Genomic DNA, 26702 nt, shown 5'->3' with positions numbered 1-26702 from the left:
TAAATAGTGCTAAATAAATTCAGCGAATTTTTGAGGGGAGTTAGGAGGTGAGGCTTTGAATAAAAATCCTCTGGCAGTGCCAGAGGGTTAAGATTTAGGTTTATTTGTAAATTTGAAAATTAAAAATCCAACATGAATTTATCACTATTAATTGGTTTCTTAAGCTCCCCATTCTCTTGCAGATAGTCAGCAAAAGCCTGATAGCGGCCAGCATCCCTGGCAGCAGGTCTCAGATCAAAACGGGAAATGGTGTCAAACCAGGCGCGGCGGTTCAGTTCGTTATCCAGTTTCTTGGGGCTGTAATCCCTGAAAATTTCCCAGGATTTTTCCGGATTATTCACAATGTATTGTGTGCCCAGTTCAATTGCCCTGAGAAAACGACGAATGGCGTCTTTATCGTTCTTCTTGCTGTTGGCGATAAAAATCAGTTCGTCATAAGGCGGAATGTTGTTTTCCTCGTAATAGAACATACGACCCTTACGCCCTTCAATGGCCAGCTGGTTCAGCTCGAAGTTGCGATACGCCCCCATGATGGCATCCACGCGGCCACTCATCAGGGAAGAGGACAGGTTCCAGCCCACATTGACCAGTTTTACATCCTTGGCGCCAAATCCATAAGGCTCAAACAGGGTATCCAGGATCGCATTCTCTATACCCCCAATGTTCAAACCAATGGTTTTACCCTTCATATCTTTCAGGGACTTGATGGGGCCATCATCCAGAACCAGCAGTCCGTCCAGAGGTGTAGCCACCAGTGTGCCGGCCCAGGCAAGGGGAAGGCCGTTGGCCACACCGTGAATCAGGCTGGGCTGGTAGTAAACGGCGAGATCCACTTTTTCCGCCGCCACCAGTTTGGGAGGCAGGTTTGGATCCGCGGGCTCCTGAATATCGACCTTAAGCCCCTGGTCTTCGAAGTAGCCATTCTCCTGGGCAATGATAATGGGGCCGTGATCAGGATTGACAAACCATTCCAGCATCAGAGTCAGCTCTTTCAACTCACTGGCTGGCTTGGTAACAGCCGCCTGACTGCTTGCACTGGCATGCAGGCTGACGGAGAGCATCAGTGCCATTGCCCATAGGAAAGTGTGTTTCATCAGTTTTTTCATTTCTTATTCCTGAGAAGTTTCCGGTTGCCACGGAATGAGTCTGCGTAAAAGACGGTCGGTAGTGTAGTAAAGGGTGACGGAGCAGAAGGCCAGTACGGTGAGAGCTGCAAACATCTGGTCAACCCAGAGTCGTGCATTAGCCTGAAGCATGAGATAGCCAAGACCGGCGCTGGAGCCAACCCACTCCCCGACAACGGCACCAATCGGTGCAACCACAACGGCTACTCGCAGCCCTGACGCCAGAGCTGGCAGTGCCGCAGGCCAGCGAATATTGCGAAGAATGGCAAACCGGTTTCCGCCCATGGTCTGGGCCATATCCAGCCAGCCCTGATGGGTATGGCGCAAACCGTCATAACAGCAGGTGGCCACGGGAAAAAAGATCACCAGAATCGTCATCACCACTTTGGAGGTCAGGCCGTAACCAAACCAGAGCATCAATATTGGTGCGAGAGCAAATACCGGAATGGCCTGAGTGATGAGCAGAGGTGGTAAGAGCCAGGGCCTTAACGCGGTGAAATAGACGAGAATCAAAGCGAGAATAATGCCCAGCAGAACGCCAAGCAGCAGTCCCAGCAACATTTCACTGAGGGTAACCAGCGTGTGTTCCCATAACAGGCTGGCATTCTCAACCATGCTGTTGGCCACTTCCAGCGGATCGGGAAGGATGTAGGCTGGCATATCAAAAGCAATCAACAGAGCGTGCCAGAGAACCAGGAGGCCAATAAGAACAATGAAGGGTTTGATGGAGTCTTTCATTTTTTATTGCCCCTCTGCTTTATCATCAAACGACTCATGACGTAAACGATCCAGCAGTTTGCCCTGTAATGACATCAGGTCATTATTAGCCAGTGAACGGGGTGTCTTTCCTGGTGGAGTAATAGCATCCGTCAGACGAGCAGGTTGTCCCTGCAGGTGATAAACCTCATGACCAAGGCGCAGAGCCTCCAGAGGATCGTGGGTTATTAACAGCACAGTGCGGTTCTGTAGAAGCTCACAGGCAAGGTCCTGTAAGTTGAGACGGGTGATGGCATCCAGCGCACCGAATGGTTCGTCCATTAATACCAGTGGCCGGTTTTCCATCAGCGTTCGGGCCAATGCTACCCGCTGGCGCTGACCTCCGGAGAGGTTCTGGGGCAGAGTGTGCGCTTTTTCTGTGAGGCCAACCTTTTCCAGAATCGACATGGCCTGGTCCTGAACCTCAGCGGATAAGACTGGACGCCCCCTTAACATATCGACCAGATTGCGGCGCAGACGCTGTCCCAGCGTGATGTTTTCAAGTACCGAAAACCAGGGCAGCAGAAGATCCTGCTGTGCCATCCAGGCAATCCGATGATTAACCGAAAGACCGTCCTGACAAGCAACCTTTCCCGTTGTTTCTCCCGCAGGCAGGCCGGCAATCAAACGCAGCAAGCTGGTTTTACCCACTCCGCTGCCGCCCAGAAGGCAGGTCCACTGGCCCCCCTTAAGGGTCAGGTTAAGATCTTCAAAAACACAGTGGTTTCCAAATCTAAGACTGGCATTGCGAATAATCACATCAAACATCGTTAAATCGCTTCCCGCTTCCCGCTTCCCGCTTCCCGCTTCCCGCTTCCCGCTTCCCGCTTCCCGCTTCCCGCTTCCCGCTTCCCGCTTCCCGCTTCCCGCTTCCCGCTTCCCGCTTCCCGCTTCCCGCTTCCCGGATGCATGTACTTCAAGGGCATCGGGTGACAGGGAGTGGGCTGTGACTATTTACCACGTTCGGTAAAAGTGATGGACCGGGCCATGGCCTGAACCAATGCTCAGATTGTCAGCATGGGCAATCGCACCGGCAATGTATTCTTTGGCAGACCTGACGGCATCCATCAAAGGATAATCCCTGGCCAGCAAAGCGGTTACTGCAGACGACAATGTACAGCCTGTGCCGTGGGTGTTTCGGGTTTCAACCCATGGGGATTCGAGCTTGTGCAGTGTCTTACCGTCATGGAACAGGTCGACAGCTTTGTTGTTGCCACTGTCTGAGGATAGGTGGCCACCTTTCAGTAATACTGCGCTGGCTCCCAGATCCATCAATGGATCAATCATGGCGATCATGGCTTCCAGTGACTCCGGGCGGGGACAATTCAGGAGAACCGCTGCTTCCGGCAGGTTTGGCGTAATGAGTGTTGCTTTCGGTATCAGCTTGCGACGCAGGTTATCAATGGCCGCTTCCTGCAGCAGTACATCACCGCTGGTGGCCACCATGACCGGGTCTACCACCAGATATTTCAGCGGGTAATCACTGGCAGCGCGGGCAACCGTATCAATCACTTCAGGCTGGCTCAGCATGCCAACCTTGGCGGCGGAAATGTTCAGATCGGAAAAGACAGAATCCAGCTGCTCACGGACAAAGGCGGGTGATACGTCAAAAATACCCTGAACACCCAGAGTGTTCTGTGCGGTCAGCGCAGTGATCACACTGCAGCCATAGGCACCAAGGGCTGAGAAGGTTTTCAGATCTGCCTGAATTCCGGCACCACCGCCACTGTCAGAACCGGCAATGGTCAATGCGATTGGTGTAGAAGACATAAGCTCGCGCCTCTCCACAAGAGAAACTCCATCAGTACATCATTAGGACTGGCGGGAAAAGAGGGCGGGGCGTTGGGTTAACTCTGTGTCCTGTCGAGAATATTGCTCCGTGCCGGGGCAATCAGATGCGTCGAATAACAGGCTTGCACGATTGTTAGTACATCAGGGTTTTATCAGCTCTCAGGCCCGTCGGTTTCCTACGCCAGCATTATCTGGTTCAGGTTCTATGGGTGTATCTCAGTTCTGCCTTTCATTATTGGGACGGCAGAACACCCCAACCAACACCGGCCGAGTCTATGGGGTTTGCCATAAGCTGTCCAGTGAGTTGGATGAATTGACGCTTATTAAATAAGTGTTATGTTATAACGTGTTGATTCTGTGAAGGTGGGAATGTGTTATGAAAAAAGGTATTCACCCGGAATACAGAAAAGTTGCTTTCCACGACTTGGGAGCGGATAAGTTCATGATTGTCCGGTCAACGGTACAGACCGATCGAACGGTGGATATTGGCGGTCAGACATATCCCTATATGACGCTGGATGTTTCTTCTTATTCTCATCCCTTCTATACCGGAAAACAGAAGGCTTCCACTCAGGATGGCCGCGTTGCCCAGTTCAATAAGCGTTTTGGGAACCTAGGTCTCAAAAGGAGCAAGTAAAGTGCAAAAAGTCGCAGCAGTGACTGCGCCGTTCAGGGGAGGGCAAAGAAGAAAAATAAGACCTATTGGCAACAGAGCTCGGCATCGACTTGATGCCGGGTATTCGATGCAGAATATTCAAGGAAAGGGGCTATCCGGCCCTGCGGATTAACCAGAAATACAGCGGATAGGGCAGGCGACGCAGAATCCCCAGGATGGCGGCGAAAATGCGAGGGAATCGAATTTCGAACTGTCGCTCCTTCATTCCTTTGACGATGACTTCCGCAGCTTTATCCACCTCCATCAGAAAAGGCATTGGGAATCGGTTCTTGTTGGTAAGTGGGGTTTTCACAAAACCCGGGTTGATCACTTTGATAGCAATACCGACCTCAGACAGCTCCGTATTGAGAGATTCTGCCATATTGATTAACGCCGCCTTGGTTGCCCCATAGCCTGCGGCTCTGGGTAAGCCTCGATAGCCTGCCAGAGAGGCATTAATGGCGATGGTTCCTTTTCCCTGCTTTTTCATACTGGTGATCAGTGGCTCAAGGCAATGGCATACGCCCATCAGGTTCAGTTCCACCTGCTGACGCACGGCGCTGCTGGTAAACTCAGTTGCGGGAGTCGAAATATAGGTTCCGGCATTTAAAATCGCCTGATCAATACAACCATGAGTTTCAATGATCTTGTTTACCGTCTCAGTCACTGCGGTTTGATCAGTAACATCCAGAGGGTAAGGAATAATCCTGCCTTTCAGCTCAGTTGATTGATTTGCCAGAGCCTCCAGCCGTTCCTCACTTCGTGCACTGGCCGCTACGATCATCCCTTCCCGGGCCATCGCAATTGTCACCGCTTCACCAATGCCCTGGCTGGCTCCGGTAATCCAGACGACTGGAGGATTAGAAGGCGCTATATCCTGGTTAGAGCTCATATTTACGTTGCCTTTTTATTGTTGCTCTTTGACGGCTTTCTCTGGCCCGGATTTTTCAAAAGCGACGGTCAACGTACCCAGCTTTATCCCCCACTTACTCATGGTGGCAACATTCAGCAGTACGCCATCTTCCTGAAGGAACATCCAGTCATCAAAGGTAACAACCCACTCCCGGCCATTGATGGGTAGGCGCATCTGGTATTTGAAGTTAAAGGCATTGCCAGCACTTCGGCCAATGGCACGGCCAACGATATCTCCGGCGGTTCCCTGGTAGTGTCCATCGCCAATAATTTTGATGCTCCAGATGCGGTTCGACTCAGTGCCGTCTGAGTAGATGAAATCCTCATTCAATGTCAGCACACCGTCTTTTACTTCACCGTTCATGAGAACTTTAAAGCGCTTTTGAACATTACCAAACCGATCCTGGAACATGCCCCAGGCGACGGTTTCTCCAGCAAAGTATTCTTCAATTTTCAGGTTCGGCTCATTGCCGGCATAATCTTCGATATTCATGGTAGAGCACCCCGTCAGCATAAACAGTAAGCTCAGGAGCCACACTCGTCCTGACCTCCATTCCTTTGTTGTTCTTAACGAGACAGACATGATGTTTCCTCATGCTCAGTGGACATAGGTTTGGTGAGTTTGTAGAGGCAGACATCAATACTCTTGAATTGAAAACCGGTAGCGCAGTAATCCAGGTAAAACTGCCACATCCGTTTAAATCGCTCATCAAATCCGAGCTTTTCGATGGTGGGCCAGGCCGCCAGGAAATGCCGTTTCCACTCACCCAGGGTTTTTGCATAATCGAGACCAAATGAGAACGTATTGGCAATAGCTAACCCAGGTTTGCTGGTTTGCTCTTTCATCACTTTATCGCTGGGCAGCATGCCACCGGGGAAGATGTAACGCTGAATAAAGTCAACACCACTGCGATACTCTTCAAAGCGGGAGTCATCAATCAGGATGGCCTGAATCACTGCAGAGCCACCGGGTTTCAGGCTGTTGTAGATTTTTTCAAAATACACTGGCCAGTGCTCTTCACCAACAGCCTCGATCATTTCTATGGAAACGATATGGTCAAACTGCTCATGGATATCCCGGTAATCCGTAAGACTGAACTGGTGGGACTGGTTATCAGACTCCTGTTGTGCATAGGCGAGCTGTTCTTTTGACAGTGTGATCCCGTGGTAAGCGCCTTGATGTCTCTGGTTCAGTGTTCTGGCAAAGCCCCCCCAGCCACAACCAACCTCAAGAACGGAATTCCCCGGGCGGATCTCAAGCCAGTCGATAATGGTGTTGTATTTATTGCTCTGTGCCGTTTCCAGATCTTCATGCTCATCCAGGTAAAGTGCACTTGAATAGGTCATGGATGGGTCAAGCCATAGCGTATAAAAGTCATTGCCCAGGTCATAATGAGCGGCAATATTACGGCGACTGCCGGAGCGGCTGTTACGACGCATCTTGTGCAGGATTCGATTAACCAGGTTGCTGAGCCAGTTAGATGCCATCAAGTCCTGCAGGTTGTCCTCGTTGACCATGGCCCAGTCGGTCAGTGCTCTCAGATCGGGAGTACTCCAGTCGCCATTGATGTAGGACTCTGACCAGCCCAATAACCCTTGACTGCTTTGTTGGATCAAACCCATAGGGTTATGGATCTGAAAACAGGGGATTGGGGTGCCTGACTTGAATTGCCCGACCATAATGCGCTCATTGCCATCAATGCGCAGCTCAATTCTACTAACCCCAGACTTTACTAATCGCTTTTCCAGCCAGGAAAGGACCTTTCTCAATGCAGGGAACAGTGGTTTCGTAGTTATTTCCGTGGAACTGGTTGAGTTCATGTATTTTTCTCCCTGTTCGCTGCATTTTTTCCTTTCGCTATAGGCATTTCTGCGCGGCTATGGCTGAAAAAGAAATGTCTAGGCGTGTGTGTGTAAATCGATATGCCCTTAAGCCAGAGACGTAAGGCTTCCCAGTGAATAGCTGCCATGACTTTTATGGTTTGCAGTGGCAAAAGCATGGTTTGTTTTACGATAAAACGATCGGTAATGGTTTGTCGCAGCCCTTTGAACACCGCAGTAAACAGCTTACCGCTTGAATCATTCAAGTTAATGCCAAGAGTGACACTCTCTTCTGGTGGCTGTATTCGGAAATGGTAATAGCAGTCCATTGGAAAGAAAGGGGAAACATGCAGTGCTTTGTCTGCCTGTTGCTGAACGATCTGCTTTTTATGTTCCAGGGGGCGGGTATCGTTCGGTTGGTCTTCACGCTTGACAGCCGCAACATAGGAATGCCTTTCTCCAAAGGTATTGCTGACTTCATAGACGATGGCTGTCAGCTGTTTATCTCGATAGCAAAAGTAGACCGCCAATGGATTAAAGGTGTAGCCAAACATCCTAGGGTAACACAGCAGGCTGACGTTGTCCGGTGTTTGAATATTATGTTGGTCAAGTAACTGATTGATCTGTTCCCGCAACGGCGTATCGGACCCATCGCCATGGTCACAGGGATAGAAAGACACCACGTTAAAACGGTTGACGGAAAATAACGTTAACTGCTTGTCCAGCGTATGAATGCCATCCAGATCCAGCAACCAGGAAGCAACCCGATAAGAGAAACGATGCTTTTTCGGCTTGAACCGATGATGCATCAATTCGCCAGCGTATATAGCAGAACCAGAGAAAGACTCCATTCTCAAGATTCCTGCGTTTGAGGTCGAGAGAGGGGCTGTTGAGAGTCCGCAACGCCTGAGCCAAAAAAGCTTCGTCCAAACAGGTCTGGCCGATGAAGTCGGTCATTTTCTCCCTTAACCTGCCAGGGCCGGCGAATGCCTCCAAGGCTTTCCGCTACAGCAAGACCGGACTGAAGCCCATCTTCGTGAAAGCCATAGCCCATCCAGGCACCGCAATACCAGGTTCTGTTTCTGCCCTGCAGTTCCCAGATTCTCTCCTGAGCTTCAATGGCATCACGGTCAAATACCGGATGATCATAAAGATAACAGCCATGAATCTGGTCAGTGGAAGGCTCCTGCTCAGGATTCAGAGTGACAAACAGTGGAGGACCTTCCAGATGCTGCAGGTTATTCATCCAGTAAGTAACCGCAGGGCCATGTTCATGGTCTTTTTCTGTTGAATTTGAACCAAGATAGTTCCAACTGGCCCAGGCCTTTTTGTTATCCGGCATCAGTCGCTCATCACTGTGCAAAAGAGCCTTGTTTCGTTGAAAGGTAAATGCTCCCAGCAAGTGCTGTTCAAACTCATCCGGTTCAGAGAGTAAACTCAGTGACGTGTCTGCATGGCAGGCCATCACTACGTGATCAAAGCTCCAATCTTTACCCTGAAAATCGGTCAATTGAACCCGATCGGGGAAGCGCTTGATCTTCCTGATGCAACGGTTGGTGAGCGCAGATTGACCCAGCTCATTAATGATCCGCTGAACATACTCTCGGCTGCCGCCCTTAACTGTCAGCCATTGTGGTCGGTCCGACAATTGGAGCAGGCCATGATTTGAGCAGAATCTCAAAAAGGCCAGGGCAGGGTAGTCCAGCATTTTGTCCGCAGGCGTTGACCAGATGGCAGCGCCCATCGGGATAAGGTGGTCATGGATAAACCGCTGGCTGAAACGTTCACGATGCAGCAGCTGACCCAGGGTTAACGAAGCATCAATACCCTCTTCATGTTCAAGTCTGCCCAGCCATTTTTCACTATTACGATAAAAACGCAGAATATCTGCCAGCATCAACCAGAAGCCTGGGCGCAGCAGGTTTTTCTTTTGTGCGAATAATCCTGACAGGTCAGTACCAGCGTATTCTGTAGCTCCGTTGTTCAAAGAAACCGCAAAAGACATGTCTGTGGGGACAAAAGGCACCTGCAGGTGTTTGAAAAAAGCGATCAGGTTTGGGTAGGTTTTCTCATTAAAGACTATAAAGCCAGTGTCTACAGGGACAGGGTTCTCATCACCAACAGACACAGTATGACTGTGTCCTCCAAAGCGGTCATCCTTTTCAAATAAGGTCACGTTGTGCTGCTTTGAAAGTAGCCAGGCGCAGGACAGTCCGCTGATACCGGAACCGATGACCGCTATGTTCATTCCTTTCGTGGACACGAATGAGGCTCCCTGTTGCTTTTATTAGGCCGTTGAATACTGTTAAGAGCATCTACGCACAGAGTGGCATAATGGTTCACTAAAAAACAGCTCGCCCGTAATTAGCCTATGCTTGTACAGGTAAGAAAAGGAGGGAAAGCATATAATTATCTTTTACTATCATGAATTTCCTGTCAGTGAACTCAATCTGCACAGCCTGAGTTATTAACACTTTTGGAGTTATTGACGCTGTTGGTGTACTTTGGCAGCGTGACAATACTTGAGGGTATTGTTGTTCATAAAGTGCCCACTTGCTTGACGTTTTCCTGCATAACTATTCTTTTTTTTTCCGGGCCTTGAGTATCCCTGTGCTGCCTGGTAACTGTACATAGCCTGTTTTTACTAATCGAATATAAAGTACCATCACTGGATTGATAGTAGTTGCCATCGTTAAATAGGTGGAGGTTCAGAAGAGTTGATAGTGCTCTCGGTAGATAAATTCTCCGATTACTTTATCGTGAACTTCTTCTGATCTTGAAAAGCAAATAGATCGTCGAGCCAACCTCTTCAGACGTGTCCTGAAATTCAGGTTCTGCCTCTCTATACGCTGAGTAAAATGCTTACCAATAATATGCTTTTTCTCTGGTAACTGCTTCGCATAGGATGCCCAGTCATCCGTACAGAAAAACTCAAATCGATAGGGGGCCAGCAATTTCAGTAGCTTTTTCAGTGTCGCATCCGTTCGGCGACCAAATGCATGGGCAATTATCCGCTTGAAGCGTGGCTCCCAGGCATACCAGAGCCAGCGTTGATTTTTCTTACTGCCCACGAATGACCACTGTTCATCCATTTCGCAGATCAACTTAACCTTCGCATTCTCGAATGGAAACTCTGTTACTGCTGGCGGCGATAGTCTTTTAAGTGGGCGATGACAGTGGTTCGGCTAATATTGAGGTATCGCTCAATGTCTCTGACACCAGAGCCATTATGGGTTAGCCGGACAATCCTTTCATGTATACCTGGTTGGTTAGCGTTGTAGAGATAATGCAGCTGAAAGGTCTTGTTGCAACTTCGGCATAGGAACCTTTGGAGCCCTGATCTGGCCTTTCCATTTCTGACAATATCATCAGATTTACGACAGTGAATACAGATAACTTCAATAAAAGCCATAGCAGTACAGAACAAAAGACTGGCATAGTAGCAGACTTCAGCTTAGTTAATAGCCATCAACTCTTCTGAACCTTCACCGAGAGCACTATCAACAGTTGTAACTATTCAGCACCCTTCATATAAATCTGGAATTTTCTGATTTTTCGACCATCATCTTATACTCAATTTTTCTAACAAATCTCCAGTATGGAACCAGACTTCCCAGCTACTCCGTTTACCGAAGCTCTCCTTAAAGAGAATGAAGAGCTTCGGACCGAGAATGCGCTTTTACGGGAACGTTGCAGCGAACTGGAAGAAAGGGTTAATAAAAACAGTCAAAACAGTAGTAAGCCACCATCGTCAGATGGTTATCAAAAGCCCAGTAAAAAAGGGAGTGATAAAGGTGATACATCTTCCAAAGAAGCCCCCTGCTCCTCACAGGAAACACCGAACCCCAAAAGCCTTAGACCATCTTCAGGCAATAAACCAGGTGGCCAGAAAGGTCATCAAGGCTCTTGTTTGAGACGTGTCGCCTTACCCGATTATGTCAGGCATCTGAAGGTTGAAAAATGTTGCTGTTGCCAGTCTTCGCTTATCGATATTAAACCCACCAAATACATTGAGCGACAGGTTTTTGATCCAGGTAGACCCGGAGAATTTGAAGTTACCGCGTACTGGGCAGACGTTAAAGTATGTCCTTGTGGTAAACGGAACACCGCTGAGTTTCCCCAAGGAGTGAAAGCCGCTGCTCAATACGGAGAAGTGACTCAGGCAATGGCTGTTCATTTAAACCAGTATCACTTCATCCCATATCACCGGGTGTCTGAGTATTTCAATACTATTTATTGCATGAGTGTCAGCGCAGGCTCTGTTGCCAATTTTGTTGCCTATACCCATGAGAACCTGGCCTCTACTGAGCAGAGTATCCGCGATGCTTTACAAGAAAGTCCGGTTGCAGGAGCGGATGAAACTGGCATGCGGGTTGACGGTTCACTGTGGTGGTTACACATTATGCGAGATGACCAATGGACGCTTTACTACCTCTCAGAAAGGCGAGGTTGTGAAGCAATGGATGCAATGGGCATCCTGCTGACTTTTGCAGGCATTCTGGTTCACGATCATTGGAAGTCCTACTTTGCCTATGCGGCAGTGCATGTGCTTTGTAATGCCCATCATCTGAGAGAGCTTCAGGGAGTTGTCGATAGGGATGCGAATAAGCTGGCTCTGCGGCTGATGAAATTGCTTACGCTCTCCTGGCACTTCTGCAAGAAATACAAAGCAGCCGGTCTGACTCAAATGCCTGGTGCAATACAGCTTCGCATTGAGACGATATACGACCAAATCCTTCAAAGGGCTCTCACGAAGGAAACCGCTTATATGGAAAAACAACGACAGGTGCTTGGACGTAAGAAGGTCAGGAATACCAAGGCCTACAACCTGTTCAAAAGGCTTATTGAGTTTAAGGTTGAAACGTTGCGCTTCATGTCGGACTTTTCAATTCCCTTCGATAACAATGGCAGTGAACGTGATGCCAGGATGGCCAAACTTAAGCAGAAGATCTCAGGCTGCTTCAGAAGCGAAGACGGAGGTACCATGTTTACCCGAATCCGAAGCTATTTATCATCTGCTAAAAAGCAGGGGTTGAACATATTTCAGGCGCTTCTTAAAGCGGTTCGAAATTACAACAATACGCCTTTGCTGGGTGCTGAATAGTTACCAACAGTTTATGATTCATGACCGCTTTTTCTGGTTTGGTTGGCGAAATATAATAATTGCTTTTTAAAAAATAACTGTTGTTGATTGGTGTGTGCTTTTAAATGAAAAAGAGACATGTTTTTTCAATCAAGATATCTGCTATTAATAATTTTTCAGATGAGAAAAATATATAAGTAAACATATGAACTTTTTTTTGGCCGAAAAATCAAATCTTGGTGAGGGTTTTTTAATAATCAGGAGCGCATAAAATGAGTACACCACAAATTCCAGCCCAGAGCCTAGTATTTCAGACACAACTTCCAGATGCACCAGTCTTAAATAAAGATGGCGCTGGTCATACAACACCGGCAAGGTTTAATGTTAGAGATGTTGGTAAATCTGAAATAAGTAGTTTTTTTAAGAGGCAGACACCAGGAGAAATAAAACAACTGGCAAAGGCTACTAGTATTGAAGCTAGAAGAGTACATGGCGAAAATTGGAATAGAAGTAATCTTGATGGAGACCTGAAGACGTTTAGATTACCGAGAGATTTCAGTCGTCGTGATGATTTAGATGATCGTAAGTCCAGTGCAATTCTTCATGTTTATCAAAAAGTAAAAAAAGAAGCTGTAGATGCTGCTGATAGAGGGGGGGAAGGTCATGCATTGCCTCTGGCGAAAAACTTATGTGATCTTTTGAATGCTAACGAGGCAAAAGAGGGAGATAAAAATAGAAGTACTCACTTTATTGGTATGGAGTACTTTAAAAAGGAAATGGACATGCAGCAGCAGAAATTATTACGGGCCTTGGATTCTGCACGCTCTGTTAGAGATAGCCTTGGGCAAGAGAGTTATGGAGTAAAAGAGCCAGGCTGGCCATCAGCTGAAAGTCCAGTTTTTGATTATGGTCAAAACCCCCCCATACCATCGGAAGGAGCTGCAAACAACTCTGTTTCAGCGCCGCCATGTTATGAGATAAGTGAAGCTGAAAAAGTACCATCGCAATTGCCTAATTTGGAGGCTTGTATCAGTGGTTTAATGCTAGGAGATGCTGAAAAAGTTGGTGAAAAGGTAATATGGATTGAATCAGAACTTGGGCGAATAGGTCGGCTTCTTCTGTCAGAGGATCTGTCTGCCCGGTTAAGTGCAATAAATGCTCGCTTAGAAGAATTTAAACTACAGCAGAGGGTTGACTCTGAGATGAGTCAGGTTGAACAGTATGATGAAAAAATTGATGAGCTTGAAGCATCGTTAAAAAAAATAGATAAAAGTACAGAAAATAACCATGAAGTTAAGTCACTTGAGCGGAAGATCGATAGTTTATCCAAACAAAAAATTGACAGGCTTACCTCTGTAGAAGAAGAGAAGCGAAGGCTGCAGAGTCGTGTGGAAGAACTAAGGGGACATATTGATGAATGGAGGAGATGTGCCTGCGCTAAGGAGGATGTTGAACACCTTGAAAGTCAACTTAGAGAGCTTCGTAATCATAAAGAACAAAAGTCAATGGGTGATGTTGACTTACTATCTACAGGAATAAATAAGTTTGTTAAACAAGTTGAAGAACTCCCATTTGGAGATGATAGAAATAAATGCCTGGGACAGGCGAGTAAGCTTAAATTTGAGATGAATGAAGCTAAGGAACAGATTGCAAGGCACCAGTTGAATGAGGCTCTTAAAGCAGCAGAAAGGCATATAGTTGTGTTGGAGCGTGATACTACCACTATTCCTGAACAGCATTTCATGACACCGGTCAGAGAGAAGTTAAACAGTGTAAAGTCACTGCTGGTTGTTGTTAGCTATGATGAAGTGCTTGAAATGCGGGATAACTTGGAAAAGCGGTTCAAAAATCTTCAGGATCGATGCGTTAATGGTCAGGGTTCTGCATCAAAAACAGCGACTTCAAGTCAAATCCAGGGAGAAACCATAGTAAATAATATTCAAGAAATTTTTGATAATGTGGAAGCGTTGATTAGTACATTAGAGAAGGATCCAAACCCACCGGGGGAAAGGCACCTGACTCATATCGATACTTTGCTGAATAAAGTAAAAGACCAATTGACTAAATTAGTCGGACGTGAATTTGAGAGTGCTCGTGATGGGCTGCAAACCACCTATAGCAACTTGGCCCAAAGGCGAAATGAACTTCGAGGTAAGGTAGCAGGTATTGCTATGCCTACTACCACTGAAACTGATCCAGTAAGTGGTAAGCAGAATCAAACCTGTGTTGATGAAATTAGACAGGCTTTGGGCTTAGTAGAGGCTAAAATTGAAGCTTTGGAAAATAATCCAAAATGCCTAAATAGCAGTGACCTTTGTACACAAGTCGAAGCTGGTCTTGCAGGTGCAACACAGATGCTGAGTGAAATTAAAGACCCGGCGCTTAAGCCCCAGCGGATAGAATTGAATACAGTGCTTAAAAAATTAGCGAATAGATCAACAGTTCTTGAAAGAAGAAGTAACAATCAAGGGCAGGGATTGAGTGATATCAATGTTCTCCAGCTAAATAGGACGTTTTTGAGAAAGATCGCTGATCACTTAAGTTCACGTGATATTAATCAACTTATGTTCTTAACCAACATCCCTGATCAACACGAAGAGCAAATTAAAAGCTCCGCAGATAATGGTATTGAACTGCTCAAATATCTGGAGCATAGGGTGACCATTGATGAAATGATCGAATTTATGCGTGATATAGGTAGGCGAGATATTGCGAGAAACATACGTGAATATAAGGATAACGCGATGTGCGACTTTGTCTGAAACTATCTCAAATTACTAGCCCGGATATTTCATAAACTGCCCCGAATCTCGGGCAGGACTTTGTCGCCCTAAGGGATTTTGTGAGGGAGTGCCGTACCGGGGAGTACGGTCGACCGAGCAAAACTCCCTTAGGGCGGCAAAGGACAAGCGAGAACGGGAGCACGTTTATGAAATATCCGGGCTAGCATGATGGTAAGTCCAAGTTGTATCTTCAAAATCACGCAATTATTTGCTTTCCGTTTTTTAATCTTCGGAAATAAGGTTCTCAAACTGTATTGCAGGACGACCAGCAATTATATTCAGATAAGAACCAATATTATGTGCCAGTAACTTCCGAGCGATACGTGATGTCATATGCCATCTATCTCGACAATGGCACTTTTCTATTTCAAAGCGCTCTGTCAATTGACCTATCACTGTTTCTATTCTCCGTCGTACCCGTAATACCAGCTTTACAAACGACTTCGGACGTTCATCTTGCATGTTTTTTCTCAGTGGCGTCTGAAGATCAATACCTAATTCCTGACAATCAGCTTTAAACTCAGGCCTTATATAGCCCTTATCGCCAAGCAAGAGGCCAGAAATGGTCTCGAGCATGTCATAGGCTGCATCACGCTCATCTACGTTCGCTGCGGTCAGAGTAAAACCCACAGGAATCCCTCGTGCTTCAACCAGCAAATGCCCCTGAAAGCCATAGAACTTCTTGTCCTTGGAAGCGCAGTAACCATAACCAGCCTCAGCTTTAAAGATACGGCTCTGTGGTGCACGGGTTCTGACGACAACATCAATCGGAAAACCATCGATTAAATGGATATCTGCATTATCTGCATGCATCATCTGGACTATACGAATTTGCAGTCGTTGTTTCACATGCCATAAGTTGGCGGCCTGTTTGACAAATGCCGAGCGTGAAGGAATGTCAGGAAACAGGTGTCGCCAGTGTCGGGTAAAATACTTCCAAATCTCAGTGTCCTTATGATGCCCAAGCCATTCACCGACAACTTCCATGGTGATCGCTTCACTATCAGTGAGCTTTGGTGGAAACCCTCGAAGTCGCAGTGGTACAGGAAAAAGCTCTTTTACCAAATCGTCGATCAAGCAGTAGACTGTAGTGATAAACTCTTCAACGGGCATGACTGAAACCTTCTTTGCTTTCTACTGCTTTTAATAGCAGAAAGCAGGATCAGTCATGTCTCCTTATGCAAACCTAAAAGTCGCACATGGCGTAAGGATAATTAGAAGCCTGTCTGGCTTATCAATCCGTCGAGAGAAAAATTCTGATTTTAGTTTTTAGGTTGACTTGATTTGAATAGTACTTTTGTTCAATGAAAAGCAGCATAAAAAATGCGGAGCTTTCAGCTTTTCGGATGAAATAGTGAGGGGTAGCAGTAGCAGCTGAAGTAACCTTCAGAAAACGATTGATTTGCTAGGATCAAATCTTCTGAAGGATCTGACCTGCCTGCAACCCCATCACAGTATCCTTCATTTCGTATTCTGGCCCGGGTAATCGAGAGAATTGATATTGACTGGAATGTCAAACAAGCCTCTGTTTATCTATGTCGAGAGGCCGTATACAGCACATCTGATGTTGTAATGTGAACCACACATGAGGCAGAAGAGTCAAACGGATCGAAATGTTCAGTAGATGAATACGGCGTTCTGTGCAGTTGCCAGCCCTGTAATGAAAGTTGCTTCCTGCGACTCACTGGCTGTGCACGATTTGAAAATGTACCGGCAGCTGATCCCCGAGGACTATTTTTCTTCCCATATGGAGCAGACGACACTGCTTTCCAGCCATTACCAGCGTATGGCCAGCCATGATCTCCTGATGGCGTTATTGCTGATGGGGGAGGGATGGGCTTTGTTACCGGAATATTGCGTTGCTGATGCTATTGAAGAAGGAACCCTGCAACGGCTTGATGTTAAGGAGCTGAATACCCCCCTTAGGTTTCCATTCAGCATTTTGTCCCGCAGTGAGGCGGTGACAGGACCCGTTAAAAAAGCCCTGCTGGTTTCACTGCGTGAACAGGGGCAATTGTTCAGTGGAGTGGAGACCTAGGAGCCTGTCGGACTTAGCACTGACCTACTGCGAATAAGCCGGATTTGGCCATTTTTTATGCTGCTTTTCGTTGAATAGAACCACTATTCGCCTCAAATCAGCATAAAAACTGGCTCAAACCGGACTTTTTCTCGCTACGGTCGGTTAAGTCCGACAGCCTCCTAGAACGCTTGATTGGTATTACCTGTTTAACCATGGGAAATTCAGGGTGAATAAAGCAGATCACCAGAGAATCGCCATTTTCTATTAAGGAAAAGCTATGCAGGACAGTTAATGAAGGTATTATGAAAAGCTGTGGCTGTGTTCACGGTAAAGAGATCCTTATTGGCACTTTTTACGTAAAAGCAGTCATGTATAAGAAAATTAAAGAATTATGGTACATCTTCGGCTTGTTGAAACCTCTATGGAATTCAAACCTGATCAGGCAGCGCAAAAGCAGGACTTCAGGCAGGTTCTCGTTGATCTGGCGAAAAGTCGCGATAAAAAGCTGTTTATGCAGCTTTACGACTATTTTGCTCCTCGACTGAAAAGCTTTCTGGTCAGAAAGGGGGCTAATGAAGAGCTGGCAGAAGAGCTGGTTCAGGAAACCCTGCTGTCTGTATGGCGTAAGACTTCCAGTTATGACCCTGCAAAAGCTACGGCTTCCACCTGGATCTTTCGCATTGCCAGAAATCTATGGATTGACCGGCTTCGTAAAGAAAAGCCAGACATGCTCTCCCCGTTAAACAGCTACCCCGAGGCAGGCTACACGCCCAGTATGGCGGTCTGTGATTCAGGGCGTTTAAAAGATGCCCTGGATGCCTTGCCTCAGCAACAGGCTCAATTGGTTTACAAAGTGTATTACGAAGGAAAATCCCACCGCGAAATTGCTGAAGATATGGACATGCCCATTGGCAGTGTGAAGTCTGGCCTCAGGCTGGCTTTTGACAAATTACGGGTTCGCATTGGAGGTGAGTCATGAGCTGCAATCACCACCCCGATGACAGTACCCTGCTCAGCTACGGCGCGGGCAGCCTGCCGGATGCACTTTCCATGGTGGTTGCCTGCCATCTGGCCGTATGTGATGACTGTCATGACAAGGTTGCGCATGCAGAACAGATTGGCCTTGGGCTGATGGAACAGGAACCGGTGGAGTCCATATCCAAAAGCTCCCGGGACTGGATGCTAGCTATGTTGGATGAGCCGGTCGAAGAGGTTTGTTCCGAAACCCGGAAAAGGCCAGAAACTGATTTGGATGGCGATATTCCAGAGCCTCTGCGGCCAATGATTGGCCAGTGGTTCAGCGATCTTCACTGGCGCACCATGGCGCCTGGCATGAAGCAGTTTATTCTGCCTGCATCCCAGGGCAAACTGCGACTGCTTAAAATTGCTCCGGGTACATTCATGCCATCCCACGGTCACAGTGGTTCTGAGCTTACCCTGGTGCTCAAGGGCTCATACAGCGATGAGCTGGGGCGCTTTTCTGCCGGCGATGTGGCGGATGTTGATCCCGACATGACCCATCAGCCGGTGGCCGATACCCATGAAGGCTGTATCTGCCTGATTGCAACGGACGGCCCACTCCGTTTCAAAGGATTGGTCCCACGACTGTTACAGCCATTTTTCCAGCTATAAACGCTGTAAGTCAGGTCAATAGCCAGAATTCTTGCTATTGACCTGAACTTTCTTCTCGACGAACCTGTCTTAGTTCCCAGTAAAAAGTTCCTTTTGAAATTCCAGAGAGATCGTTTCATGACGCTTACTGCCCTTGTTGTAGTTGCTGTAGCTTCACTACTGTCATTTGCACTGGCGTGGTTTGTCTGCCGGCAGACCCAGAAAAACCTGAAATTGCAAATGGAGCGGGAAGTCGATGCCCAGCAGCTGCAGATTACTCAACTGTCAGAGCAGAGAGCATCTCTGCAGGATGAGTTGGCAGAGCAGCAGGCAGTGCTTCAGGAAAAACTGGAAGCGAGCAAAAACCTTCTGCAGAAAGAGACTCTGCGTCTAAACGACCAGCTTAGTCAGCATCAGGTCAAGGCTGGACGGCTGGAAGCGATGCTGATATCTGAACGCAAGCGAGAAGCGGAAAAGAGTCGGGACCTGCAGGAGCTGGTGAAAGAACTGACGGCTGAAAGGTCAGGGCGCAGCCAGTCCGAACAACGTGTGAAGGAACTGGAGACACGGCTTGAAGAGCAACAGGTACAGAATCAGAAGGCCCTGATGCAGCTTCAGGAAAACAAAGAAGCACTGAAGCAGGAGTTTAAACACCTGGCCCATGAAATCTTTGAAGCCAGGGGTAAAGTGCTCTCTGATCAGCACCACGAACAGCTGCACTCACTATTAGCACCATTCAAAGAACAGCTGGGTGAATTCCGTAACAAAGTTGAGGAAGCGCATCGGGAAGACAGTGTCAGCCGAGCGGCGTTGAAGCAGCAGTTGGAAACCATGCATCAGCTCAACCGCAAGATGACGGACGATGCCGAGAGCCTGGCCAAAGCCCTGAAGGGTGACAAGAAACTTCAGGGTAACTGGGGTGAAATGCAGGTTGAGACCATCCTTGACAGCAGTGGCCTGATCAAAGGGCAGGAATACGAGCGGGAACCGAATTTCAGAGACGAAGAAGGCCAGAACAAGCGGCCTGACTTTATTGTCCATCTGCCTGAAGGAAAGCACCTGATTATTGACTCCAAGGTGTCGCTGGTGGACTACATGGCTTTTGTGAATGCAGAAAAGGATGCTGACCGCGATGCAGCCATGGCACGTCATATCCAGAGCATCCGCAATCACATCAACAGCCTGAACCAGAAAGATTATCCCAACCTGCCGGAAATCAAGGCACCGGACTTTGTCTTTATGTTCATGCCAATAGAGCCGGCATTTATCTCGGCATTTCAGTATGACCAGAAGTTATTCAACGATGCCTTTGAGAAGCGTATTGTTGTTGTCACGCCGACCACTCTGCTGGCAACGTTGAGAACGGTTGCCAACCTGTGGACCATTGAGCGGCAGAATGCCAACACCCGAAAACTGGCCGACAAAGGTCGTCAGGTGTACGACAAATTACGCATTTTTGTTGAAAAAATGGAAAAGCTGGATATCCAGTTGGGTAATGCCCGTACCACTTATGACGATGCCATGAGTACGCTGAAGCACGGTCGTGGAAACCTGATTGCCCAGGCGGACCAGTTTTTGGCACTTGGGGTTCGTGTTAAAAAGGAACTGCCTGCCAAGACCCTGGAAACGGCGGATCTTGAGCCTTTGGAAGCAGAGGAATTGTTAGCTCTTGAGGCTGAGACGCAGCCAGCAGCCTCTGTCCCGGAGAAACAGCCTGCTCATCAGAAGGGCAGGGACAATGTACCAGAGGGCAAGGAGGTCTCCAGCGTTGCAGAAGCCTCCGCCTTAGCGCCACAAAAAGCTGTTGACGAAGAACCTGCATCCCGACTAACGGTGGATAACCAGCCAACAGGTGAAACAGAGTTCGCTGAACCGGTTCAGGCTCAAGAAGATAACCATAGAGCAGCGCCAGCTGAAGAGATAACGGCTCATGAGCCGTTAGTGACTCCTGAAACTGAAAGCCAGACGCCTGATCCCACTTCACTGGTGGCTAATGCGGACCCTGTATCCGAAGAAGCAATTGACCGGTTGTACCATGAGGATCCTTTGGCAGACGACACTGTCTTAAGTATGTCCGGTGAAGATGAATTGTCAGGCCCTGCCGATTTCTCCGAGCTGGAGTCCAAGCTTTCTGAACTGGGCTATGACGTATCTTCTCTTGATGGCGAACAGTCTTCTCTTGAAGCAGAGCTGGCAAGGCTGGAGCAGGATCATCCTGAACATTCCTGGTCAGACTATGAGCAGCAGTTCCGGTCAGAAGATACGCCGTCAAAGTAACGCCTGCTAAAAAGCGTATTTATCCCCACTGTGCCACCTATGAGATTTCAGTAAGCTAGTTCCAAAAGAACATGGACTTTCCTGAAATCTCAATCCCGGCACATTCTCATGAACACGACGATGAAAGCAGATCTGGTACTTCTGCTGGTTACCCTGCTGGCTGCCTCTGGCTGGCTGTTTTCCAAATTTGCTATCGGGGGAATGCCGCCACTTGGTTACATCGGTGTTCGTTATATCGCAGCTGCGTTGTTGTTGCTGCCCTTTGCCGCAAGGCAACTCTTCCGGCTAAACCAAAAACAGCTGTTCATCAGTGTGATGGTGGGGCTGATTCAGACCATGGCCATGTACCTCTGGATTCAGGCGGTGGATAGCTCTGATCGCCTGGGAGAAGGGGCGTTCATCATGAGTCTGTCCATGATTATGGTGCCCTTTATGGGAAGGTTACTCTATGGCAGCCGAATTGACCGCTTCACACTCTTTGCCCTGCCATTTGCCATTGCTGGTATTGCCCTGCTGGCACTGAAAGGCAGCTGGGAATTTGAACCCGCCCAGGGGTTGTATCTAATGGCTACCCTGTTTATTGCCTTGCACTTTGTGTACACCAATCATAATGCGCCAGGCATTCCTTCAATGGCTTTGACCTTTATGCTGCTGCTGGTGCCGGGCGTGGCAGGCATGATCATTTCTTTCACCACTGAAAGCTGGCCGGAGCAAGTGGCCACGGACACCTGGGTCTGGGTGGCCGCAGCAGTATTGATTGCCACCAGTCTTCGCTATTTCCTCTATACCTGGGCTCTGAAACATTCAGAAGCCGGCCATGCCGCGCTGATCATGGTGATTGAACCGGTATGGACGGCGCTGATGAGTGCGATCTGGATGGGAGAATCCATGACTTCTCAGAAGCTCCTCGGTTGTGGACTGATCTTTATGGCGCTGCTGGTTGCCAGATGGCGTTCCATCTTTAAGCCAGCCATTGCGGAATCACAGCTGGTCCGGGAATAGCGTATTGAGAATAAACGGGTAGCGGCTTGCCACCGGGCGATGCCGCTTATGCGTCAGGTAAATGGTTTCATAAACGGCAGTAGTCATATTGAGGATGCTGATATCCTGCTGCCGGGGAAAAGCATTCACAATGGACTCTGGTAAAACGGTAAAGCCATTACCGGCGGCTACCGGCTCGAGAATCAGGTTGATCTGGTTTACCGCGCCTTTTACCGGGAACTCGGAAAGATGCCGGAATTGAGCATAGTTTGCCCGGAGCACGGATGAAATGTGATGCTTGGCATCCGGGTGCATGATCACTCCCAGCTGACACAAATCATGGTAACTGGCACCCTGATAATTAGCTGGAACCACAAGCAGTAATTGCTCCTGGTCGATAGGACGGGTGATCAGTTCTGGTTCGTCGGTCTGATGGGTAATCAGGCCAATATCAATGGTATTACTCAACAGTTCTGACACAATTCTGTGGTTCGGAGCCACCTCAAACTGCATCAGCAGCTCTGGATATTGCTGCTGTATGGCACAGAGCTGAGGGTAAAGCCTCATGGCCAGTGCACCCGGACTGCTGAGTTGGCAGGTCCCCTCATAAGGATTGTCCTCTTTCAGGGACGCTTTCAGCTGTTCTTCACTCAAGACCAGTTCCCTGGCAAAACGAAGTACCTTTTCACCTTCCTGTGTCAGCTCGAAGCCTTTTTCATTCCGGTTAATCAGCGTTGCCTGGTAATACGCTTCCAGTCTGCGGATATGCTGGCTGACGCCTGGTTGCGTCATGTGCAGCAAGGCAGCGGTGCGAGTGAAATGCTTCTGCTCAACCAGCGCAATAAAGGTCTTTAGCCAGAGTGGATTTACCATAACAGGATTTTATCAATATCATCAAAAATGATAATTTTTTGTTCTCGAAATAAGCTTCTACACTGATGTCATTGCTATTGAGGTAGAAGACAATGACAGACCAAGTATACCCAAGAACCTTTTCTCATATCGGTATTTCTGTTCCAGATCTGGAAAAGGCCGTTACGTTTTACACTGAAGTGCTGGGCTGGTACCTGATTATGGAACCCACCACGATTGTAGAAGACGACAGCGCCATTGGTGAGATGTGCACCGATGTATTCGGTGCTGGCTGGGAGCACTTCCGTATTGCTCACTTATCCACAGGTGACAAAATCGGTGTTGAGATCTTCGAATTTAAAAATCAGGAAAACCCTGAAAATAACTTCGAATACTGGAAAACCGGCATTTTCCACTTCTGCGTACAAGACCCGGACGTTGAAGGACTGGCAGAGAAAATTGTGGCTGCCGGTGGTAAGCGTCGTATGGAAAAACCACGCTTCTACTACCCAGGCGAAAAGCCATATCGCATGATCTACATGGAAGACCCGTTTGGTAACATCCTGGAGATCTACAGCCACAGCTATGAGCTGACTTACTCAGCAGGTGCTTATAATTGATTGGATGGTGTGACTGATTCAGACACATCCTCTGAAACCGGTTGTTGCTGAGCGTGGGACTGGCCTGAAACAATCAGCAGTCCCCGGGTTATCCCTCTGGGGTCCGTGGAGTTAATCGCATCCAGCAGCGTGGACACACGAACCCATACCGGGAGAAAGCTGAATCGGGCAACGTCCAGAATCAAAACCCGGTCGCTGTCCGCATCGTAAGCCCCCAGTACTGACCAGTGACCACCCCCTTTTTGTTGCAGGTAGGCACGGTGGTAGTTAACCAGTACATAATGCTCACAATTAACCAGCTCTCTTGCCACGATATCCCGCAATTGATCAACGGTCACACTGTCCCCATTGACCACCTGTACTTCTGCACCGTGAGCTTCCAGAGCCAGCTGTAACTCATTCATGCCCACACCTCTCGACATCACGAGTCTTGGAGATAGAAAGGGGAGGATGGTGGGTGTAAAAAAGCTGTCCTGTGTGACGTAGTGGTAAGGGTAATAGACGGGATCACCATTCTGGCAGGAGCCGAGGGTGTTAAGCACCGTGACCGCGCTGGCAACGCCACAGTAAGATTGGGTTTTCTGGGTGGTTAGATGAGGCATCAGTCGCCAGAAATCGGCATTCTCTGGTAATTTTTTCTGCAGAGGAATGGCTTCAGGGCTGTTCCAGTAAATAGCAGTATTTTGCTCAGCAGCACATACGCTGGAAAATGTAAGGCATACAAAAGCACCAAGGCAGAAGGCCCGGACTCTCGTTAACATCATGGTTTCAATCTTTATCCAGTACAGAAGGCGTGTGACAGGCTGTTTCAGAAAATAAAACATAGTTCTTAATCAACGCTCTTGCTGCAATCTTTATCAATAGTTTATAGAGTGACCTGCAAAGCAAAGAGACGCTGTGGAATTCCGGGAGAAGGAGAGCGATGTCTGTGGACAGCAAAACAGAAAAAAGGAATGTCTTGATTACCGGGTGTTCTTCCGGCATTGGTCGAGCCCTGGCCCTGGAATTCCATCAAAGAGGGTATGCTGTCTGGGCAACGGCCCGGAATATAGAAAGCATCAGGGACCTGACGGATCATCCCGTACAGGTGCTTGCGCTGGACGTCAGGAACGAACAGCAGGTAGATGAAGTGGTTCAACATATCCTTGTTAGGGATGGGCACATCGACATACTGATCAATAACGCAGGCTATGGCAGCATGGGACCGCTGATCGATATGCCGGGTGAAGAATTAGAACATCAGTTCTCCACCAATGTGTTTGCCCCCATGGCGCTGATCCGCAAGGTGGCTCCTCATATGTGTGCCCGTAAACAGGGTACGATCGTCAATATTGGCAGTGTCTCCGGTGTCTTGTTCACACCATTTTCAGGCAGTTACTGCGCCTCCAAAGCTGCATTTAATGCCCTGTCTGATGTGTTGAGAATGGAATTGAAACCGTTTGGGGTACGGGTGGTGACCGTTCAGCCTGGTGCTGTCCAGTCACGATTTGCTGACAATGCCAGCCGGGTACTGGAACAGGTGTTCAAGCCAGACAGCCTCTATATGCCCATTGAGGCGAAGGTCAGGGCACGAGCCAATGCCTCACAGGATAACCCCACACCGGTGGATCACTTCTGCCAAAACCTGGTGAACAAACTGGAGTCCGGGCGGAGTCTCAACATCATCCGGTTGGCCAATGGCAGCTTGGCGTTTCCATTGCTGAAAGCACTCCTGCCAACCGCCATTCTTGAGAAAGTGCTTAGCAAAATGTTTGGCCTGAATCGCCTTCGGTAATTTTTTTGTCCGTAGGTATATATTCTTTTTGCCTTTGTGTTGAAGGTGATATAAAGTACGCCACCTGTTCGGGGCGGTAAACGTTTTGAGCAAATGGTGAGGTGTCCGAGTGGCTGAAGGAGCACGCCTGGAAAGTGTGTGTACGTTAATCGCGTACCGAGGGTTCGAATCCCTCCCTCACCGCCATGTTCCCTTCTGTAAGTTCCTGATTCTCTCCTATTAAATAGCTTGTTCTAACGACTGTTGCAATATTCTGTCCACGATGTGTCGACAGTAAAATTTCCTTGTTCTCCTGTCATAACCTACATCCCTTCTGTTCGAATATTGAACGAGAAAAACACTCGGTTTCACAGTCATTACCAGCAGATTTTACGCATGGATTCTTGAGCCACTTTTCAACTGACTGACACCAAAATCAACTTCATTCTGGGTTGTTATCGTCAGAGCTGATTCCCCAGTTTGGATTTCTGTCCGGTGCCAGCTACAACAAGGCGCATATTCCGGGGGCAAAACAGTTTCTGTTCCCCATTCCGGATATGAAGGAGTGGAACGCCGCTGAAACCGAGAACCGTTCACTGGAAGATTACCAGGCATTATTGGGTAATGATAAATAAACACCCATTGTCGTTTACTGCGGATTCGTAAAATGTACCCGCAGCCACAATGCCGTCATCTGGGCGAAAAAACTCGGGTTTAACAACGTCTACCGCTACCCGGGCGGCATTTATGCCTGGCAGGGCGCAGGCTACCCCATTGTCAGTAAATAATTAAGACCTGATCCGCGATGGTATCGGCTGTCTGCACAGTACTGCTATCAGCCTGTGCCAAGCGTGGTCGGTTAGAAGTACCCGTTTCTAACGGATATTAGCACTGACTATGGGCTAAATGGACGTAGATTGATCGTTTTTAAAAAACACCTCAGCCCTTCTCGCTCGTGGGATTGTACGTCATATAAAAGTCAGTGGAAGAATAATTGGGTTTGCCTTTAACTGACGATATTTATTTGATACTTTAGTGCAAATTTTCTGTCAGCCACGGTTAACTGCATCGTATAAATAATAATCATAAAAGTTGTTGCTGAGCTATTTCATACCCTGCTCACGGATGTCAGTAAAAGGCAGAAGTACAAGTGACGGGCGGTAGCGTGCTTTTTCAGTGATCAATAGAGTTTACTCTGTATCGATAGGGCTTCTTGCTCCGTATTGGTGCTTGCCTAAAACATGGGTATCAATCTGAGTGTTGTAACATCCTCACGGAAATTGCACACAACGCCTGGTTTGAGTTGATGCTGATACTTTTCGGTGGACTGCCAGATAAGTAAGAAACTATTCAACTTCATTCTCCCTCATATATTTTGGGTGCTGTTTATTGTGAAAATGGATGAAAAAGCGTATCCAATATAAATACGTTTTTTCGGTTCTGTAGCTGTACTGTCTGGTTCGAATGCAATGTTGAATAGACTCAATAAACGGTGATTTAAGCATGATGATTTCTATTTCTGACAATTGTATTTAAATGCAGTTCTTATGATAAACCAGAAAATTGCGAATTCTCAGCGCTGAAAAGCGCACTAATAATTCTCGATAAATACTGCCTGCCTCGCTAGTCCATTGTTTTTAATATATAAAAAATCTCTTATGAG

26 protein-coding genes, 1 tRNA gene and 1 riboswitch are annotated in these 26702 nt (G+C 47.8%); of the genes, 13 read left to right on the top strand and 14 right to left on the bottom strand.

Annotated elements, in window-relative coordinates; genetic code table 11:
* Positions 1-119: 119 nt before the first annotated feature.
* From ACOCLE_RS17595 to thiD, 4 genes are all read right to left on the bottom strand, one after another.
* Entirely contained in the window at positions 120-1094 is a 975-nt protein-coding gene (locus ACOCLE_RS17595; protein WP_419533558.1) for an ABC transporter substrate-binding protein, read from the bottom strand.
* Between the two features lie 15 nt (positions 1095-1109).
* Positions 1110-1862 (bottom strand): ABC transporter permease, encoded by a 753-nt coding sequence (locus tag ACOCLE_RS17590; RefSeq protein ID WP_419533557.1) that lies wholly within the window; start codon positions 1860-1862, stop codon positions 1110-1112.
* 3 nt (positions 1863-1865) lie between these two features.
* The gene (locus tag ACOCLE_RS17585) at positions 1866-2648 is read right to left on the bottom strand and encodes an ABC transporter ATP-binding protein (protein ID WP_419533556.1); all 783 of its coding nucleotides are present in this window, start codon (positions 2646-2648) and stop codon (positions 1866-1868) included.
* A 186-nt stretch (positions 2649-2834) separates the two neighbouring features.
* On the bottom strand, positions 2835-3650 hold the full coding sequence (thiD, locus tag ACOCLE_RS17580) for a bifunctional hydroxymethylpyrimidine kinase/phosphomethylpyrimidine kinase (protein ID WP_419533555.1): 816 nt from the start codon (positions 3648-3650) through the stop codon (positions 2835-2837).
* Positions 3651-3827: 177 nt separating this feature from the next.
* Positions 3828-3937: riboswitch (TPP riboswitch) on the bottom strand.
* A gap of 110 nt (positions 3938-4047) precedes the next feature.
* Here thiD and ACOCLE_RS17575 point away from each other — a divergent pair.
* Positions 4048-4308 carry a type B 50S ribosomal protein L31 gene (locus tag ACOCLE_RS17575; protein ID WP_419533554.1) on the top strand — a complete coding sequence of 87 codons (261 nt, stop codon included), beginning with the start codon at positions 4048-4050 and terminating at the stop codon, positions 4306-4308.
* Positions 4309-4438: 130 nt separating this feature from the next.
* Here the strand turns inward: ACOCLE_RS17575 and ACOCLE_RS17570 are convergent, their stop codons facing one another.
* From ACOCLE_RS17570 to ACOCLE_RS17545, 6 genes are all read right to left on the bottom strand, one after another.
* Positions 4439-5218, bottom strand: a complete 780-nt coding sequence (locus ACOCLE_RS17570) for an SDR family NAD(P)-dependent oxidoreductase (RefSeq protein ID WP_419533553.1) — start codon at positions 5216-5218, stop codon at positions 4439-4441.
* A gap of 15 nt (positions 5219-5233) precedes the next feature.
* Positions 5234-5731 (bottom strand): DUF3833 domain-containing protein, encoded by a 498-nt coding sequence (locus ACOCLE_RS17565; RefSeq protein WP_419533552.1) that lies wholly within the window; start codon positions 5729-5731, stop codon positions 5234-5236.
* 74 nt (positions 5732-5805) lie between these two features.
* Entirely contained in the window at positions 5806-7059 is a 1254-nt protein-coding gene (locus tag ACOCLE_RS17560) for a class I SAM-dependent methyltransferase (protein WP_419533551.1), read from the bottom strand.
* A complete protein-coding gene (locus ACOCLE_RS17555; protein ID WP_419533550.1) occupies positions 7056-7910 on the bottom strand; it encodes a DUF1365 domain-containing protein in 855 nt (284 codons plus the stop codon). The genes ACOCLE_RS17560 and ACOCLE_RS17555 overlap by 4 nt, the downstream gene beginning before the upstream one ends.
* A 2-nt stretch (positions 7911-7912) precedes the next feature.
* Positions 7913-9322 carry an NAD(P)/FAD-dependent oxidoreductase gene (locus ACOCLE_RS17550; RefSeq protein WP_419533549.1) on the bottom strand — a complete coding sequence of 470 codons (1410 nt, stop codon included), beginning with the start codon at positions 9320-9322 and terminating at the stop codon, positions 7913-7915.
* A 445-nt stretch (positions 9323-9767) separates the two neighbouring features.
* A protein-coding gene (locus ACOCLE_RS17545) for an IS1 family transposase (protein ID WP_419533548.1) occupies positions 9768-10471 on the bottom strand; the annotation gives its coding sequence in 2 pieces (ribosomal slippage) (positions 9768-10231 and positions 10231-10471; 705 coding nt in all).
* Positions 10472-10657: 186 nt separating this feature from the next.
* Here ACOCLE_RS17545 and tnpC point away from each other — a divergent pair.
* Both tnpC and ACOCLE_RS17535 read left to right on the top strand, forming a co-directional pair.
* The gene (tnpC, locus tag ACOCLE_RS17540) at positions 10658-12163 is read left to right on the top strand and encodes an IS66 family transposase (RefSeq protein WP_419532963.1); all 1506 of its coding nucleotides are present in this window, start codon (positions 10658-10660) and stop codon (positions 12161-12163) included.
* A gap of 251 nt (positions 12164-12414) precedes the next feature.
* The gene (locus ACOCLE_RS17535) at positions 12415-14904 is read left to right on the top strand and encodes a hypothetical protein (protein ID WP_419533547.1); all 2490 of its coding nucleotides are present in this window, start codon (positions 12415-12417) and stop codon (positions 14902-14904) included.
* A 243-nt stretch (positions 14905-15147) separates the two neighbouring features.
* On the opposite strand, the gene ACOCLE_RS17530 is transcribed toward ACOCLE_RS17535, so the two are convergent.
* On the bottom strand, positions 15148-16038 hold the full coding sequence (locus ACOCLE_RS17530; RefSeq protein ID WP_419533099.1) for an IS982 family transposase: 891 nt from the start codon (positions 16036-16038) through the stop codon (positions 15148-15150).
* 511 nt (positions 16039-16549) lie between these two features.
* Between ACOCLE_RS17530 and ACOCLE_RS17525 the strand changes: the two genes are divergently transcribed.
* The 5 genes from ACOCLE_RS17525 to ACOCLE_RS17505 all read left to right on the top strand — a co-directional run bounded on the left by ACOCLE_RS17525 (position 16550) and on the right by ACOCLE_RS17505 (position 21835).
* The gene (locus tag ACOCLE_RS17525; RefSeq protein WP_066016835.1) at positions 16550-16963 is read left to right on the top strand and encodes a LysR substrate-binding domain-containing protein; all 414 of its coding nucleotides are present in this window, start codon (positions 16550-16552) and stop codon (positions 16961-16963) included.
* Positions 16964-17366: 403 nt separating this feature from the next.
* Entirely contained in the window at positions 17367-17924 is a 558-nt protein-coding gene (locus ACOCLE_RS17520) for a sigma-70 family RNA polymerase sigma factor (protein WP_066016848.1), read from the top strand.
* A complete protein-coding gene (locus ACOCLE_RS17515; RefSeq protein WP_419533546.1) occupies positions 17921-18577 on the top strand; it encodes a ChrR family anti-sigma-E factor in 657 nt (218 codons plus the stop codon). The genes ACOCLE_RS17520 and ACOCLE_RS17515 overlap by 4 nt, the downstream gene beginning before the upstream one ends.
* A 117-nt stretch (positions 18578-18694) precedes the next feature.
* A complete protein-coding gene (gene rmuC / locus ACOCLE_RS17510; protein WP_419533545.1) occupies positions 18695-20833 on the top strand; it encodes a DNA recombination protein RmuC in 2139 nt (712 codons plus the stop codon).
* A gap of 108 nt (positions 20834-20941) precedes the next feature.
* Positions 20942-21835 carry a DMT family transporter gene (locus ACOCLE_RS17505; protein ID WP_419533544.1) on the top strand — a complete coding sequence of 298 codons (894 nt, stop codon included), beginning with the start codon at positions 20942-20944 and terminating at the stop codon, positions 21833-21835.
* On the opposite strand, the gene ACOCLE_RS17500 is transcribed toward ACOCLE_RS17505, so the two are convergent.
* Entirely contained in the window at positions 21815-22687 is an 873-nt protein-coding gene (locus ACOCLE_RS17500; protein WP_419533543.1) for a LysR family transcriptional regulator, read from the bottom strand. The two genes, ACOCLE_RS17505 and ACOCLE_RS17500, sit on opposite strands and share 21 nt — an antisense overlap.
* Before the next feature lie 92 nt (positions 22688-22779).
* Here ACOCLE_RS17500 and ACOCLE_RS17495 point away from each other — a divergent pair, with 92 nt between their 5' ends.
* Positions 22780-23286 carry a lactoylglutathione lyase family protein gene (locus ACOCLE_RS17495; RefSeq protein WP_419533542.1) on the top strand — a complete coding sequence of 169 codons (507 nt, stop codon included), beginning with the start codon at positions 22780-22782 and terminating at the stop codon, positions 23284-23286.
* Here ACOCLE_RS17495 and ACOCLE_RS17490 read toward each other — a convergent pair.
* Positions 23277-24050 (bottom strand): phytochelatin synthase family protein, encoded by a 774-nt coding sequence (locus ACOCLE_RS17490; RefSeq protein WP_419533541.1) that lies wholly within the window; start codon positions 24048-24050, stop codon positions 23277-23279. The two genes, ACOCLE_RS17495 and ACOCLE_RS17490, sit on opposite strands and share 10 nt — an antisense overlap.
* 164 nt (positions 24051-24214) lie before the next feature.
* Between ACOCLE_RS17490 and ACOCLE_RS17485 the strand changes: the two genes are divergently transcribed.
* The 4 genes from ACOCLE_RS17485 to ACOCLE_RS17470 all read left to right on the top strand — a co-directional run bounded on the left by ACOCLE_RS17485 (position 24215) and on the right by ACOCLE_RS17470 (position 25827).
* Entirely contained in the window at positions 24215-25060 is an 846-nt protein-coding gene (locus tag ACOCLE_RS17485; protein ID WP_419533540.1) for an SDR family oxidoreductase, read from the top strand.
* A gap of 95 nt (positions 25061-25155) precedes the next feature.
* Positions 25156-25246: transfer RNA gene (locus ACOCLE_RS17480), tRNA-Ser, on the top strand.
* A gap of 245 nt (positions 25247-25491) precedes the next feature.
* On the top strand, positions 25492-25674 hold the full coding sequence (locus ACOCLE_RS17475) for a hypothetical protein (protein ID WP_419533539.1): 183 nt from the start codon (positions 25492-25494) through the stop codon (positions 25672-25674).
* A 6-nt stretch (positions 25675-25680) separates the two neighbouring features.
* Positions 25681-25827: a rhodanese-like domain-containing protein gene (locus ACOCLE_RS17470; protein WP_419537226.1), complete on the top strand. Its 147-nt coding sequence runs from the start codon at positions 25681-25683 to the stop codon at positions 25825-25827.
* Positions 25828-26385: 558 nt separating this feature from the next.
* Here ACOCLE_RS17470 and ACOCLE_RS17465 read toward each other — a convergent pair.
* The gene (locus tag ACOCLE_RS17465; protein ID WP_419533538.1) at positions 26386-26544 is read right to left on the bottom strand and encodes a phage integrase N-terminal SAM-like domain-containing protein; all 159 of its coding nucleotides are present in this window, start codon (positions 26542-26544) and stop codon (positions 26386-26388) included.
* Positions 26545-26702: the final 158 nt, after the last annotated feature.

It is taken from the genome of Endozoicomonas sp. (assembly GCF_965196975.1).
Taxonomy (GTDB): Bacteria; Pseudomonadota; Gammaproteobacteria; order Pseudomonadales; family Endozoicomonadaceae; genus Endozoicomonas.
Note: the sequence above shows the minus strand (reverse complement) of the source record. Positions and strands in the feature narration are given on the sequence as shown.